Annotated in this window: 12 protein-coding genes; 2 read left to right on the forward strand and 10 right to left on the reverse strand. The window is 73.0% G+C overall.

Annotated elements, in window-relative coordinates:
* Nucleotides 1-107 precede the first annotated feature (107 nt).
* Both ACMATS_RS31280 and ACMATS_RS31285 read right to left on the reverse strand, forming a co-directional pair.
* Nucleotides 108-2,048 (reverse strand): AAA family ATPase, encoded by a 1,941-nt coding sequence (locus ACMATS_RS31280; protein WP_391155288.1) that lies wholly within the window; start codon nucleotides 2,046-2,048, stop codon nucleotides 108-110.
* A 518-nt stretch (nucleotides 2,049-2,566) separates the two neighbouring features.
* A complete protein-coding gene (locus ACMATS_RS31285) occupies nucleotides 2,567-3,154 on the reverse strand; it encodes a uridine kinase (protein ID WP_390779108.1) in 588 nt (195 codons plus the stop codon).
* Nucleotides 3,155-3,449: 295 nt separating this feature from the next.
* Between ACMATS_RS31285 and ACMATS_RS31290 the strand changes: the two genes are divergently transcribed.
* Together ACMATS_RS31290 and ACMATS_RS31295 are read left to right on the forward strand one after the other, a co-directional pair.
* Nucleotides 3,450-4,790 (forward strand): peptidase C39 family protein, encoded by a 1,341-nt coding sequence (locus ACMATS_RS31290; protein WP_414169772.1) that lies wholly within the window; start codon nucleotides 3,450-3,452, stop codon nucleotides 4,788-4,790.
* Between the two features lie 282 nt (nucleotides 4,791-5,072).
* The gene (locus tag ACMATS_RS31295) at nucleotides 5,073-7,250 is read left to right on the forward strand and encodes a putative bifunctional diguanylate cyclase/phosphodiesterase (protein ID WP_414170829.1); all 2,178 of its coding nucleotides are present in this window, start codon (nucleotides 5,073-5,075) and stop codon (nucleotides 7,248-7,250) included.
* Nucleotides 7,251-7,440: 190 nt separating this feature from the next.
* Here ACMATS_RS31295 and ACMATS_RS31300 read toward each other — a convergent pair whose 3' ends face one another.
* The 8 genes from ACMATS_RS31300 to ACMATS_RS31335 all read right to left on the reverse strand — a co-directional run bounded on the left by ACMATS_RS31300 (nucleotide 7,441) and on the right by ACMATS_RS31335 (nucleotide 14,160).
* Entirely contained in the window at nucleotides 7,441-7,854 is a 414-nt protein-coding gene (locus ACMATS_RS31300; RefSeq protein WP_414169773.1) for a DUF779 domain-containing protein, read from the reverse strand.
* Between the two features lie 236 nt (nucleotides 7,855-8,090).
* On the reverse strand, nucleotides 8,091-9,347 hold the full coding sequence (locus tag ACMATS_RS31305) for an ATP-grasp domain-containing protein (protein WP_414169774.1): 1,257 nt from the start codon (nucleotides 9,345-9,347) through the stop codon (nucleotides 8,091-8,093).
* Entirely contained in the window at nucleotides 9,316-10,269 is a 954-nt protein-coding gene (locus ACMATS_RS31310; RefSeq protein WP_414169775.1) for an EamA family transporter, read from the reverse strand. The genes ACMATS_RS31305 and ACMATS_RS31310 overlap by 32 nt, the downstream gene beginning before the upstream one ends.
* A gap of 52 nt (nucleotides 10,270-10,321) precedes the next feature.
* The gene (locus ACMATS_RS31315) at nucleotides 10,322-10,999 is read right to left on the reverse strand and encodes a YggS family pyridoxal phosphate-dependent enzyme (RefSeq protein WP_414169776.1); all 678 of its coding nucleotides are present in this window, start codon (nucleotides 10,997-10,999) and stop codon (nucleotides 10,322-10,324) included.
* Nucleotides 10,996-11,964 carry a cysteine synthase family protein gene (locus ACMATS_RS31320; RefSeq protein WP_414169777.1) on the reverse strand — a complete coding sequence of 323 codons (969 nt, stop codon included), beginning with the start codon at nucleotides 11,962-11,964 and terminating at the stop codon, nucleotides 10,996-10,998. Before ACMATS_RS31320 ends, ACMATS_RS31315 begins: the two co-directional genes overlap by 4 nt.
* A 52-nt stretch (nucleotides 11,965-12,016) precedes the next feature.
* Nucleotides 12,017-12,583, reverse strand: a complete 567-nt coding sequence (locus ACMATS_RS31325; protein ID WP_390779114.1) for a phosphoribosyltransferase family protein — start codon at nucleotides 12,581-12,583, stop codon at nucleotides 12,017-12,019.
* A gap of 220 nt (nucleotides 12,584-12,803) precedes the next feature.
* Nucleotides 12,804-13,586 carry a class F sortase gene (locus ACMATS_RS31330; RefSeq protein WP_414169778.1) on the reverse strand — a complete coding sequence of 261 codons (783 nt, stop codon included), beginning with the start codon at nucleotides 13,584-13,586 and terminating at the stop codon, nucleotides 12,804-12,806.
* A gap of 19 nt (nucleotides 13,587-13,605) precedes the next feature.
* Entirely contained in the window at nucleotides 13,606-14,160 is a 555-nt protein-coding gene (locus tag ACMATS_RS31335) for a hypothetical protein (RefSeq protein ID WP_390779116.1), read from the reverse strand.
* Nucleotides 14,161-14,242 lie beyond the last annotated feature (82 nt).

Genomic DNA, 14,242 nt, shown 5'->3' on the forward strand with positions numbered 1-14,242 from the left:
CGCAGTTCCCCGCGCCCCTTACGGGGCGCCTGGTCGCGCCCACGCGGCGGAGCCGCATATGTGGACAGCCCCGCGCCCCTTACGGGGCGCCCACGGGGCGAGGAACCCTACTGCGGGTCCTGGGGGTCCCTCGTCTCGCGGCGGGTGACTCCCCAGCCGGGGCCCGAGAGGACCTCGCCGTAGGCCTGCATCAGGTCCGGGAGGCGGAGGGTGGCCAGGTCGTCGCGGGTGGGGGTGCCGGGGTAGCAGGACAGGCGCAGGTCGCGGTAGGCGCAGCTCTTCTCGTAGAGGGTGCGCAGGAAACGGCCGTTGCCCAGTTCGTCGATCCAGCCCTGCTCGACCACGTGCGCGCTGATGCTGCGCAGTTCCTCCAGCGCCTCCTCGTCCCAGGCGTCGCCGTTCTCCCCGGCCAGGACCTCGCCGATGCTGGTGAGTTCGGCGGGGCGGTAGCTGGGGAAGTCGACGCGCGTGGTGAAGCGGGAGCCCAGGCCGGGGTTGGCGGCCAGCAGGCGGTCCATGCCCTCGGGGTAGCCGGCCAGGATGACGACCAGGCGGTCGCGGTTGTCCTCGGCGCGCTTGAGTAGCACCTGCAGCGCCTCGTCGCCGTAGGCGTCGCCCTTGCTGTAGCCGGAGTTGGAGAGGCTGTAGGCCTCGTCGACGAAGAGCACGCCGCCGAGCGCGGAGTCGATCAGTTCGTTGGCCTTCACGGCCGTCTGCCCGAGGAACTCGCCCACCAGGTCCGCCCGCTGGGCCTCGACCAGGTGGTCGCCGCCGAGCAGGCCGAGCGCGTAGAAGACCCGGCCGAGGATCCGGGCGACGGTGGTCTTGCCGGTGCCCGAGGGGCCGGAGAAGACGAAGTGCCGCTTGGGGGGCTGGACGGGCAGGCCCTGCCCGGCGCGCAGCCGTGCCATGTGCAGTTGTGCGGACAGCGCCCGCACCTGCCGTTTGACCGGCTCCAGCCCGACCATCCGCTCCAGTTCGGCGAGCGCCTTGGCCAGCAGGACGGGGTCGGAGCGCCCGGGCAGCGGCTGGGGGAGCGGCTGGGCGGGCACCCGGAACTTCTCGCGCACGCCGTCGGCGTCGACCGGTGCGGTGCCGGTGGGCTCGGGGTCCGTGCCCGTGAGGAGGTCGCGGTCGTCGAGGGGGCCGGGGGAGGTGCGGCCGCCCGGGCCGTACTGGCCGGCCTGCCCCGCCGGGGGGCCCGCCGGGCCGGGCGGCGGGTCGGCCTCCGGCGGGGGGCTGCCGCCGAGGGGGACGGTCGGGAGGCCCAGGTGATCGTCCAGCCCGTCCGCGTCGGCGATGGCGGTCAGCCGGGCCGCGGTGTCCATGAAGGACGGGTCCACCCGGTGGACCGCCCGGTAGAGCGGCAGGGCGGCGGCGCTGCGGCCGGTGCCCTCGTGCGCCCGGGCGAGCCAGTAGCGCAGCTCCTTGCGCTGCGGCTGCTCGCTGCGGCAGCGCATCAGCGCGGCGGCGAGCAGCGGCTCGGCCTGCCCGTACATCTCCAGCCGCACCCGTGCCATGCCGCCGAACAGCCCGGCCTCGATGCCCAGCAGGGCGTCGTCCAGCAGGGGTTCGGTGTGCCGGACGAGCTGGTCCCAGTCCTTGACCAGGTAGGAGCGGCACGCGTGCAGGAAGCGCACCTGGACGTCGGTCTCGGCCGGGGGGCAGCCTGCCAGCGCCCGGTCCAGCTCGGGGACGTGCCGGCCGTCGAGCCAGTGCGAGGCGTGGGCGAGCAGCAGGTCGCGGTTGTTCTCCAGTACCGGCTGGACCCACCAGCCCAGCCAGTACCAGGAGTTCAGCGGGCGCCGGTGCCGGGCGCGCTGTTCGCCGAACCTGTCCCGGTGCCGGTACATCCGCAGCAGCGCCGTGGTGGTGTCGGCGCGCAGCGCGTGCAGCCCGAGCCAGGCGTCGGCCATGCCGGGATCGATGCGGACCGCCGTCCGGAACTCCTCCTCCGCCTGCGCGTAGGCGCCCATCGTGTAGGCGTCGACGGCGCGCAGCCAGGCGAGATCGGCCGGGGCGGGCGGGCCCTGCATCCCGAGATCCATCACGTCCCCCACAAACCTGCCCCCGTAGCGTGCTGCCGGGCGAGTGCCTGGCCGCGCCTTTCCGAACCGCTGTGCTGTGGACGGGAGTTGACCAGCGCTCTCGGCACACCCGGCAACAGGTCCCGCGGGGTGCCCGCCGGAGGGTGCGCCGCCTCGCATCGTACCTGCGCGGCCGGGATCGGCCGAAGGGTGCGGGGAGCGCAGTTCACGGCGCACGGGTGATCAGGGGGCGGACGGAAGAGCGATCCGCGGAACGGTCACCCAGGGTGACCCGGCGGGGTGGGGCAAGGGGGCAAAGGGCCCAAATCGCGGGCGTGGCGGGCAGTACGAAGCCCCCGATCACGGGGGAACAACCGGGGGCTTCGTGTCCGCAAGCGGCCCTCGGGGGCCGCACATTGAGAACGTAAGTCCTGTACGGCCCCTGGGTCAAGCCGAGTTGGGGGAGTCGGCGGGGAATCGCACACCGCCGGGGAGGGGTGGGGCGGGGGATCGTCACCGAACGTGAGGACAGGGGGAGTTCAGGCGCTGGCCATGGGTCCCGGCAGCAACTCGTACCCCTCGGTGCACTGCAGCACCAGGAGTTCGGCATACGGGCGCGAGGGGTCGGCCGCGAAATGCCTGCGCTCCGCTCGCTTCCAGCCGTCCCAGAATTCTGCCTGTGCGGGGCCGTCACGGAGTTGACCCCGGGCCCAGGAGCCCTCGTGGTGCAGCTCCATCCACAACAGGCAGGCGAGATGGGGCCGCAGGGCGCTGCGGCCTGCGCCGACGCCCTCGACGATCACCACGGGCTCGGGGGTGAGCACATGCTCCGGTCCGGCGAAGCGGCGGGCCGTCCAGTCGTAGGCGCGGTAGTGCGCCGGCTCGCCGCGGGAGAGCGGGGCGAGGATTCCGTCCCGGAGCCGGTCCGTCCAGGCGAAGAGCTCGTCGTGGGTGGCGAGGTCGTCCAGGTGCAGGACGGGGGCGCCGCCCAGGGCGGCGGCCAGCCGCGCGGCGAAGGTCGTCTTGCCGGAGCCGGCGTGGCCGTCGACGGCCACGAGGCGGACGGGGCCGAGGGAGGGGGGCAGGGCCCGGAGCCGGCGGGCGAGGGCGGGGAGCGGGTCGTTCACCGGGTCACCCTACGGGTGCGGTGCGCCCCGTCAGGGGCGCGGGGAACTGCGCGATCGGCCACGATGCGCCTGCAGTCGGGGTTCTCGGGGCTTCGCCCCGGACCCCTGGGGTGGTGCGTCGGCTGCGGGCCGGTGGGGGCTGGTCGCGCCCACGCGGCGGAGCCCCCGCCCCTTCGGGGCGCCCCGGTGTCGCTTACACGGGCCGTACGGCCCGATTGGTGGACCGTGGCGCAGGGGAAAGAAACCCCCGCATGCGACCCACGTCCGACTTCCCACGACTGGGGGCCCACCCGACATGTCCAGCAGAGCCACACCCCGCCGCACCGTGCTCGCCGCCGCTCTCGCCCTCGCCGCCGCGAGCACGCCCGTCGCCACCGCCGCGCCGCGCGCGGAGGCCTCCGTCGACTACCGGGCCTGGACCACCTACCCCCAGTGGGCCGGCGGCAGAGGGGCCGGCACCCGGGTGCTCGGCGACGGGCGCCCGGGGCTGTGCATCGCCCACGCCCTCGGCACCCGCACGTACACGGACCCGCACACCCACGTCACGTCGGAGTGGGAGTACGCCACCTGGAGCTCCCCCGTCCACACGCTCCCCGCTCCCGCCACCGAGATCGTCGTCTCCTGGAACGCCCACGCCCCGGCCGGCACCTGGCTCCAGGCCGAGGTGCGCGCCGCCTACGACGACCGCACGCGGACGCCCTGGTACGTCATGGGCCGCTGGACGGCGGGCGACGGGACCGGCGACATCCGGCGCACCTCCGTCGACGGGCAGAGCGACGGGAAGAGCGGCGTCTCGACCGACACCCTCGCCGTCGGCGCCCCGGCGAGCGGTGTGCGCCTGGTGTCCTACGAGCTCCGGCTCACCCTGTACCGCAGGCCCGGCACCGCGCTGACGCCCACCGTCTGGCGGCTCGGCGCCATGGCGTCCGCGGTCCCGGACCGCTTCACCGTCCCGGCCTCCCGGCCGGGCGAGGGCGCGGGGCACCGGCTGACCGTGCCGCGCTACTCGCAGGAGATCCACAAGGGGCAGTACCCGCAGTACGACAACGGCGGGGAGGCCTGGTGCAGCCCCACCTCCTCGCAGATGGTCCTCGAGTACTGGGGACGCAGGCCGACGCACCGGGACCTCGCCTGGGTCGACCCCTCCTACGCGGATCCCCAGGTCTGCCACGCGGCCCGGTTCACCTACGACTACCAGTACCAGGGCTGCGGCAACTGGCCGTTCAACGCCGCCTACGCGGCCACGTACCACGACATGCAGGCCGTGATCACCCGGCTGCGCACGCTGAACGAGGCCGAGCGGCTGGTGCGGGCGGGGATCCCCGTCATCACCTCGCAGTCCTTCCTCGCCTCCGAGCTCGACGGCGCGGGCTACGGCACGGCCGGCCACCTGATGTGCGTGACCGGATTCACGCGGTCCGGGGACGTGGTCGTCCACGACCCGGCGGCGAAGTCCGACGCCGAGGTGGAACGGGTCTATCAGCGGCGGCAGTTCGAGACCATCTGGCTGAGGACGAAGCGCCGCAACGCCCAGGGGCAGGTCAAGAGCGGTTCCGGCGGCGTCTGCTACCTCTACTTCCCGACCCGGGTCTCCCCGGCCCAGCGGCGTGCGCTGGCATCGGTGGGGGTGCGCTGAGCGGAAGCGGCGCGGCACCCTCCGGGGGAGGGTGCCGTTCCGATCCGGGACCCCGGAGGTATTGCGCATCGGGTCTTTATGTGATCATTTATTTGCGATCATTGCTTGCAGCGGCCAACGATGCTGCCGATAGCGTGATCGTTTGTGCAGAAACGGGCGCAGGAGGCGGAAGGTGCACAGTGGCCGAATGCGGATCGCTCATTTCCGTTTGGCACTTCCCTTCGAACGTGCGATCAGTAGCCTCCTGTCATCACCCCTCCGATGAGCTGGAGAGACAGTCTGATGGAGCGCCGTCCGACCGGTCCGAACCGCACAACCGGTTTGCTCTTGGGTGACCGGACCGGGCACGACGACCGGCTCCGGCGCTTCGCCGCGATCTGGAGCCGTGCGCTCCACCCGACCGCGGAGACCTCCCTGACCCGCGCCGAGTTCGAGAACCAGCTGCTGCCCCTGGCGGCCACGCTGCGCGATGCGCTGCACGCGCGCGTCTTCGACCCCCGGCCCGCCACCGGGGTCGGCACCGCGCTCGTCCGGGCGCAGTGCACCGACCCCGAGGTGCTGCCGCTCGTCCTCGGCGTCATCGACGCCTACCTCGTGCTGTACTGCCCGCCGGGCCCCGCCGTCTCCCCCGAGGAGAGCCGCGCCCGCTGCGCCCGGCTGCAGCACGCCGTCGCCGCCGGCTTCGCGCGCGCCCTGCACGAGCACACCGTCGCCGAGCAGCAGGCCGCCGCCCGCCTCGCCCGGGCCGAGGCCGAACAGGCCCTGCGGTCCAGCGAGGCCCGCTTCCGCGCGGTGTTCGAGGGAGCGGCCGTCGGCGTCGGCATCGCGGACGTCGACGGCCGCATCATGGACGTCAACGACGCGCTGATCCGCATGTTCGGCGGCCTGGAGCAGGAGGTGACCGGCCGCAACGTCGGCGAGCTGGTGCACCCCGACGACGGGCCCGGCATCTGGGGCCTGTACCGCGAACTCGTGCGCGGCGACCGCGACTACTACCGCGTCGAGAAGCCCTACTACCGCGGCGACGGCAGCGTGCTGTGGACCGACATGTCCGTCGCCCTGCTGCGCGACGCGGCGGGCCGGCCGCAGTACCAGCTCGCGCTCATGGAGGACATCACCGAACGCCGCATGCTGCACGAGCGGTTGCGGTACGAGGCCACCCACGACGTCCTCACCGGGCTGCCCAACCGCGCCCTGTTCTTCGAACGCCTCGACCGGGCCCTGGAGAGCGGCGCGGAGGACGCCCGCTTCGGGCTGTGCTACCTCGACATCGACGGCTTCAAGGCCGTCAACGACAGCCTCGGCCACGCCGTCGGCGACCGGCTGCTCGTCGCCGTCGCCGACCGGCTGCGCTCCTGCGTCTGCGGCCCCGGGGAGCTCGTGGCGCGCCTGGGCGGCGACGAGTTCGTGGCCCTGACCGCGGGCCCCGCCGCGGACACCGACGCCGCGGCCCTCGCCCGGCGGATGCTCGCCGCGCTCTCCGGCCCCGTGACCGTGGACGGCCGGGACCTGGCCGTGCGCGCCAGCATCGGCATCGTCACCGGCGCCGCGGGCGAGTCCGGCGCCGCCGAGGTGCTGCGCAGCGCCGACATCACCATGTACCGGGCCAAGGCGGCCGGCGGCAACCGCTACGAGACCGCCGACGCCGACTCCGACGCCCGCGCCATCGCCCGGCACAGCCTCACCAACCGCCTGCCCGCCGCGTTCGACAACGGCGAGTTCTTCATCGAGTACCAGCCGCTGGTCCGCCTCGACGACGGCACCGTGCGCGGTGCCGAGGCCCTGGTCCGCTGGCTGCACCCGGTCCACGGGGTGCTGGGGCCCGACCAGTTCATCCCGCTCGCCGAGAGCACGGGCCTGATCGTGCCGCTGGGCCGCTGGGTGCTGGAGCAGGCCGCCCGGCAGGCCCGCGCGTGGGGCGGCACGGGGGACGGGCGCGCGCCGCTGCGGGTCAACGTCAACCTCTCGCCCTCCCAGCTGCGCTGCCCCACGCTCGTCGCCGACACCGTCGCCGTCCTCGACGACGCCGGGCTCGACCCCTCGGCCCTGTGCCTGGAGGTCACCGAGAACGCCCTCATCGGGGCCGACGAGGAGGAGCTGCACACCCTGCGCCGGCTCGCCGACCTCGGTGTCGACATCGCCCTCGACGACTTCGGCACCGGCTACTCCAACCTCTCCTACCTCCGCCGGCTGCCCGTCAGCACCCTCAAGCTCGACCGCTCCTTCACCCGTGGCATGCAGCAGGCGCCGGCCGATCCCGTCGACGTGAAGATCGTCGAGGGCATCGTCTCCCTCGCCCACACGCTCGACCTGTCGGTGACCGTCGAGGGCGTGGAGACCGGCACCCAGGCCGAGCACCTGCGGTCGCTGGGCTGCGACACCGCGCAGGGCTGGTACTACGCGCGCCCCGGGCCGCCGGAGCGGCTGCACACGCTGTCGTTGGCCGACGTTGCGTCCTAGGGCTTCGTGCCCCGTAAGGGGCGCGGGGAACTGCGCGACCAGCCACCGACGGCCTGTAGTCGACGCACTACCCCTGGGGTCCGGGGCGAAGCCCCGAGAACGTCGAGTGCGGGCGCGTCGTGGCTGGTCGCGCCCACGCGGCGGAGCCGCATATCGACACTGCCCCGCGCCCCTTACGGGGCGCCCACCCTTACGGGGCGTCCGCCCCGTCCAGCAGTCGCGCCTCCTCGTCCGTCAGCAGCCGTGACCGGATGAGGAAGCGCACCCCCTCGGGTGCCTCCAGCGAGAAGCCGCTGCCGCGCCCCGGCACCACGTCCACCGTGAGGTGGGTGTGGCGCCAGCGCTCGAACTGCTCGGCCGACATCCAGAAGCCGGTCGGCTCGGCCACGCCCTCGACGGCCAGCTCCGCGAGCAGCACGTCGGAGCCGCCGGTGCGGAACTCGCCGCGCGGGTAGCACATCGGCGAACTGCCGTCGCAGCAGCCGCCGGACTGGTGGAACATCAGCGGGCCGTGCTGCGCGCGCAGATGGCGGAGCACCTCGGCCGCCGCCGGGGTGATCGCTATGCGGGCGGCCTGCGGCCGGCCGGGCGGGTGCGGTGACACGGCATGCGCCTCCTCGGTGCGGTTCCGGGTGCGTTGCCCCGTAAGGGGCGCGGGGAACTGCGCGATCAGCCACGATGCGCCCGCAGTCGAGGTACCGGGGTGGTGCGTCGTCTGCGGGCCGTCGGTGGCTGGTCGCGCCCACGCGGCGGAGCCGCATATGTCAACAGCCCCGCGCCCCTTACGGGGCAACGCACAAGCCTGCACCGCCCGGCCCCGGAGCGCCAGAGGCGCACGCGTCACTGCACCGCGTACAGCCCGTCCAGTTCCGCGGCGCGCAGCGCCCGGTAGTCGGCCTCGATCTGCCCGGGGTCGTCGTGCAGCAGGTAGCAGACGCCCGGCGAGGTGGCCGAGTCCACGGTCGGTGCCAGCACGTCGCCGACGCCCACGCCCAGTTGGAGCCCCGCGAACGACTCCAGCTCCCGGATCCGCCCGAAGCCCGACAGGGAGGTGACCCGGCCGGAGACGGGCGAGATCAGCGACACGTAGCGCAGGTGCGTCTTGAGCTCGGCGGGCCGGTCGGCCCAAGTCCGGAATCCGGCGGGGTCCGACAGCGCCTCGGCGGTGAGGTCCACGTGGTTGGTGCCGAAGCAGCGGTCGACGACGTCGGGCAGGATCGACCCGGCCAGCCGCGCCCCGCACTCGACGAGCACCGGCCCGTGCCCGGTCAGCATGATCTCCGAGTGCGCCGGGCCGTGCCGCACGCCGAGCGCGTCCAGGACGCCGAGCAGATAGGGGCGGATCAGCCGGGCCGCCGGATCGTCGTCGGACAGCGGCTCCTCGTAGTCGTAGACGGCCGCACCGCCCCGCCCCGGGCGCTTGTGGTAGCGCCAGATCTCCGCGATGTGGTGCCGGCCGTCCACGCTCACGGAGTTGGCGAAGTACTCGGTGCCCGCCAGGAACTCCTGGACGACCACGGTCCTGTTGGCCGCCCCCATCAGGTTGGAGGAGCCCAGGATGCGGGAGAACGCCGTGCACATCTCGACCGTGTTGGAGCAGAAGAACACGTTGTCCGTGCCCGCGCTGTCGGCGGGCTTGACCACCAGCGGCCACCGGTCGTAGGCCTCGGCCCAGGCGCGGGCCGCCTCGAACCGGTGGGTGCGCAGGGTGTCCGGCGCCCGCAGGCCGTGTCCGCGCACGGCCATGGCCATCTCGTACTTGTCCCGCCGGACCCGCCCCGCGTCGACGGCGTTGCCGGGCACGCCCAGCCGGTGGGCCAGGGCGTCGGCGAGGTCGACGCCGGTCTCGGCCCCGGCCACCACGAACGCCGGTCCCCGCCGGGCGAGTTCGGCCACGAGCCCGTCGAGGTCGCCCCGGTGCACCAGGGCGTCCTCGGGGGCGAACGCACCGGACGGGAAGGTCCGCAGGTAGAACCCGGGAACGGCCTCCGAGCTCTGGACGTGGGTGCAGCCCACGCCGCGCCGCGCCAGCGCGGCCGGCAGGTACCTCCCCGTCGAGAACGCATCAACGATCACGCAGTGCATGTGTGCTGTCACCTGTGCTGTCACCCTTCTCCTGTACCACCGTCGGCCGTCGTTCTCCGCGCCGCGCCAGCAGGCCCGTGCCGATGAGTGCAGTGATCACCGCGATGCCCACGGCGGAGGACGGGGAGAAGGACAGCCGTGGATCGGCCATCTGCAGCAGCAGGGTCATGGCCGGAGCCAGCGAAATGATCATCGAGGCGGTCATCGGGGTCACCCGGCGTACCCCCAGCTGCACCAGATACGCCGGAACGGCCACCCCGATCACCGCGACCACCAGACCCGGCGTCACCGCCCGCGGCAGCTCGCCGGCCCCGCCCGTCCCGGCCAGCACCCAGCCGCCCACCGCCACCGCGCCGAACCGCAGCCCCAGCACCGTGGGCACGTCCAGGCCGGACGCGCCCAGTCGCGCGGAGAAGACCACGTTCGCCGCGGACGCGGCACCCGAGACCACCGCCGCCAGCACCCCCAGCAGCATGGGCGCCAGCTCCTGCGCGCCCACCCCGCTGCGGCCGGCCAGCGACATCCACACCAGCACCACGAGCGTCGCCAGGATCCCGCACGAGGACACGACCTCGCCCGGCAGCACCCGGTCCCGCCGCCACCACACCGCCTGCAGCACCACGGTGCAGGCCGGGCCGACGGCGATCGACACGACGTTGGCGATCGCGGGCTCCATCAGCTTGAGCGCGTAGAGCAGGGTCAGCCAGGTGACGGCCGTGGAGAGGTTGAGCACGGCCAGGTCCCTGCCGTGCTCGCGCACCACCGCCACCAGCCGCGTCCACCGCAGCCGGACCAGCGCGGCGGTGCAGAAGACCGCGCCCGTGGCGGTGAAGGCCACGGCGGCCACACTGCCCGGGTCCACCCGCTGCAGCCGGTCGCCCGCGAACACGTCCACCAGCGCCGAGAGCGCACTGAACACGAACAGCGGTACCACACCGCCTCCTTCCCGCCCCCGATAGAACCCGGTCAGGCCCGGTCAGGCCCGGTCAGACCCCGGCGCGGGGCCGGGGCCCGAACACCGCGGAACCGACCCGCACCATCGTCGCGCCCTCGGCGACGGCCGCCCCGAAGTCCGCGCTCATGCCCATGCTCACCTCGGCCAGGCCGTGTTCGGCCGCCAGTGACCGCAACAGCCGGAAGTGCGGCACCGGATCCTCCCCGGCGGGCGGGATGCACATCAGCCCGGTGAGCGGCAGTTCGCACACGTCCCGGCACTCCTTCACCAGGGCCGCCAGCGCATCGGGCGCGACCCCGCCCTTCTGTGCCTCTGCGCCGGTGTCCACCTGGATCAGACAGCGCGGCCGGCGGCCCGTGCGGTCCATGGCCGCGGCCAGGCCCGCCGCCAGCCGCGGCCGGTCGACGGAGTGGATGACGTCGAACAGACCGACCGCGGCCGCGGCCTTGTTGGTCTGCAGCGAACCGATCAGATGCAGCTCGGCATCCGGATAACGCTCGCGCAGCGCGGGCCACTTGGTCTGCGCCTCCTGCACCCGGCTCTCCCCGAAGCGCCGGTGCCCGGTCGCCAGCACGTCGAGGACGGCCGCCTCCGGATGGAACTTGCTCACGGCGATCAGCGCGACGTCGTCCGCCGGCCGCCCTGCCCGTTCGCAGGCCTCCCGCAGCCGCCCGGCCACCGCGGTGAGCCGCTCTCCCGGCCCCGTCACGGCGTGCGCTCCCCGGCGGCCTCGTAGTCGCGGTACTTGCCGTCCCAGATGCTGAAGTACTTCCAGGCCGCGTCGAACAGCACGGTGACCACGACCTGTTCCGGCGGCAGCGTGCGCGCCAGGCGCTGCGCGGCGAAGATGTTGCCGCCCGCCGTGGGGCCGGTGAACAGGCCCTCCTCGGCGATCAGGCGCTTCATCGTCGTCCAGCCGTCGTCGCCCGTGATCAGCTCGACCTCGTCGACCAGCTCCTCGCGGAGGTTGGACGGCACCTTGCCCGGCCCCAGCCCCATCATGTTGTGCGCGTGGTGCTCGAAGGGCAGGCCCTTGCGCTTGGCGTAGAGAGCGGCCGAACGGTCCACCTCCACCGCGGTGGTGACGATGTCCGGGTACTCGGCCTTGAGGACGTCGGCGATGCCGGTGAAGGTGCCGCCCGTGCCGACGGAGCAGATGAAGTGGTCCGGCACGAGCCCGCGTTCCGTCATCCCGGCGACGATCTCGGTGCCGCAACTGCGCCAGGACCGCCAGTTCAGCTCGTTGGTCGACTGGTCGAGGAAGTGGCTGCCGGGGTGGTCCGCGACGTACTGCCGCGCGGTGTCCTCGCTCTCCAGGAGGAAGCCGTCCTGCGAGGTCTCGATGACGGTGGCGCCGAACGTCTCGATCTGCTTGCGGCGTTCCTCGGTCATGCCGGCCGGCATGATGATGGCGATCTTGTACCCGCGGTCCCTGCCGACGCGGGAGAGCGCGGCCCCGCCGTTCCCGGTGGAGCATTCGACGAGGGTCATGCCGGGGCTGATCCGGCCCTGCTTCTCCAGCTCGTCGAGCATGTAGGAGAACACGCGGTCCTTGTGGCTCCCGGTGGGGTTCATGAACTCGCACTTGGCGAAGATCCGGGCGGCTCCCGGCTCCGCGAGGTGCGTCAGCTCGTGGAGTTCGGTGGGCTTGACCGGCCCCTGGCGGCTGGGCATGGGCTTGGGCTCTCCTTCGGCGGTTCGGTGGGGACGCGGGAGTGACGGTGCGTCAGTCGAGCACGTAGGCGCGCTGGGAGACCTCGTCCACTGCGATCTTCACGAGCGTCCGGACATCGATGCCGAAGCGCTCCTCGACCTTCTCCCGGCCGCCGTTCTGGGGCTTCTCCACGGCGACGAGCACCTCGGAGACCGTGGCGCCCGCGGCCTGCACGGCCTCGACCAGGGCGATGAGCGTGCCGCCGGTGCTGATCGTGTCGTCGACGATCGTCACGCGGTCGCCCGGCTCGATGCCGTTGACGTAGAGCGTTCCGCTGAAGTACTCGCTGTCGATGGGCACCGGGATGGAGCTGTGCCCGACGTCGTAGGTGTACCAGCGGGCCACCGCGAGCGGGAGGCCGACCGCGAGGGAGACGGCACCGCCGAGGATCGCGCCCTTGTCCTCCTCGACGAGGATCTTGTCGCTGTCGAACTTCCCGAGTTCCACGAGCCGTTCGGAAGCCTCCCGGAGGACCTCCGGGCGCAGCGCGGGTATCTGGTCGGTGAATTCGTTGACCGTCGTGCGGTGCCTTCCGGAACGGACCGTGGGGGCATCCTGATAGACCTGCTCGAGCAGCATGCGCACTCTTCTTTCGGCTCTTTCGGCACGGGGCTCTTCGGTACGGGGTGAAGAGTGATTCTTCTACCGCCCCGTGGCTGCCGAATGCGCGCTGCCCGTGCGCAAGCCGCCCGCATGGCAATGAACCGGCCCCTGACCTGCGGCAGTTGGAGAAAAGCCGCGGTCAGGGGCCGGTCGATAGTCTGTCAGGTCCGGCGGAATTGCCTCCCGGGCAAGGAGGTCAGGCCTCCTCGCCCTGTTCGTTCGTGCCGCCGGGCGGGTGGGGAGGCCGGGGCGGGGCCGGAGGTGCGGGCGGTGCATGCGGTGCGGGCGGCGCCGGGGGCGGTGGTGCCGCGGGTGCCGGCTTCGCGGCCGCCCCCGTCAGATAGGCGGAGACCACCACGTTGGCCGCGTACTCGTGGTGGGCACGGTCGTAGGCGCCGCCGCAGGTGATCAGGCGCAGCTCGGCGCGGCCGGGGTCGTGCGGCCCGTAGACCTTGTCGTCGTCGAAGTGGTCCTTGTCGACGAGCGCGACGTCCTCCACGGTGAACCGGGCGGTGGTGCCGTCGTTGCGGGTCACCGTGATCGCGCTGCCGGGCTTGAGGAAGCGGATCTCGTAGAAGACCGCCGGTGCCTTGTCGGTGTCCACGTGCCCGACCAGGATGGCGGCGCCCTCACTGCCCGGCTGCGGACCGCCCTGGTACCAGGACACGGAGTTGGGCCTGTCGAACGGAGGCGTCTCGACCCCGCCGCGCGGGTCGAGGCCGTGGCCCTCGATGGGGGCCGTCAGGCCGATGGCGTCGATCGCCAGCTGTTGGGGGCCCGCCCCCGGCAACGGTCCGTGTGCCGGGGGCAGGCCGGTGCGCGCGGGGGAGCGGGCCGCGGCGGCGTCACCGGTCCGCGGAGCCGGGGATATCGGCTCCTCGGCGATGTCATGGCCGCGTAGCCACAGGGCCAGCAGCAGTGCCGTCCAGGCTGCTCCGGTCAGCAGGCGGCCGAAACCGCCTGTGCGCGCTTCTGACATGGTGCCGGTTCGCTTCCCGTCACCGCTTCGCCGCGGCGCGGCGGCGGTTCCAGATCAGACCACCGGCCAGGGCCACCGTGGCGCCGCCCGCGAGGACGAGCGTCGAGGCGTCGGGAGAGGACTCCGCGGCCGGGGTGATGGCGGTGGCGCCGCCGCCCGCGTGGTTGTGACCGTGCGGACGGCTGTTGTCCCGACCGTGGTCGTGGTCGCGGCCGTGATCCCGGCCGTGGTCGCGACCGTGGTCCTCACCGCGGCCGTGGTCGTGGTCCCGGCCGTGGTCCTCGCCACGTCCGTGGTCCTCACCGCGACCGTGGTCGTGGTCGCGGCCGTGGTCCTCACGCCCGTGGTCCTCGTCGCGGCCGTTGTCGTCACGGCCGTGGTCCTCGTCCCGGCCTTCGTCGTCACGGCCGTTGTCACGGTCGTGGTCGCCGCAGCCGTGGTCGCAACGATGGTCCTGGCCCGCCTGGACGAGGCGGGCCTCGGCCTGGGCGGGACTGAGGGCGTACGCGGCCGGGGCCGCGCAGAGGGCAACAGCCGTCAGAGTTCCACAGAGAGCGGTACGAATTGACTTCATTGGGTGTACCTCCTTCGCTTCAGAGATTCACCCGCCGCCCCTGCCGGAGCATCCGCTGCGTAGTTCTACTGCTCCATTCGGT

This window comes from Streptoverticillium reticulum (assembly GCF_047456005.1).
Taxonomy (GTDB): Bacteria; Actinomycetota; Actinomycetes; order Streptomycetales; family Streptomycetaceae; genus Streptomyces; species Streptomyces reticulum.

Excerpts from the sequence above, each read along its gene's own strand:
- ACMATS_RS31290 (WP_414169772.1), top strand. The coding sequence starts at position 3,450 with ATGTCCAGCAGAGCCACACCCCGCCGCACCGTGCTCGCCGCCGCTCTC.
- ACMATS_RS31280 (WP_391155288.1), bottom strand. The coding sequence starts at position 2,048 with ATGGATCTCGGGATGCAGGGCCCGCCCGCCCCGGCCGATCTCGCCTGG.
- ACMATS_RS31330 (WP_414169778.1), bottom strand. The coding sequence starts at position 13,586 with ATGTCAGAAGCGCGCACAGGCGGTTTCGGCCGCCTGCTGACCGGAGCA.
- ACMATS_RS31320 (WP_414169777.1), bottom strand. The coding sequence starts at position 11,964 with ATGCCCAGCCGCCAGGGGCCGGTCAAGCCCACCGAACTCCACGAGCTG.
- ACMATS_RS31295 (WP_414170829.1), top strand. The coding sequence starts at position 5,073 with ATGGAGCGCCGTCCGACCGGTCCGAACCGCACAACCGGTTTGCTCTTG.
- ACMATS_RS31335 (WP_390779116.1), bottom strand. The coding sequence starts at position 14,160 with ATGAAGTCAATTCGTACCGCTCTCTGTGGAACTCTGACGGCTGTTGCC.
- ACMATS_RS31325 (WP_390779114.1), bottom strand. The coding sequence starts at position 12,583 with ATGCTGCTCGAGCAGGTCTATCAGGATGCCCCCACGGTCCGTTCCGGA.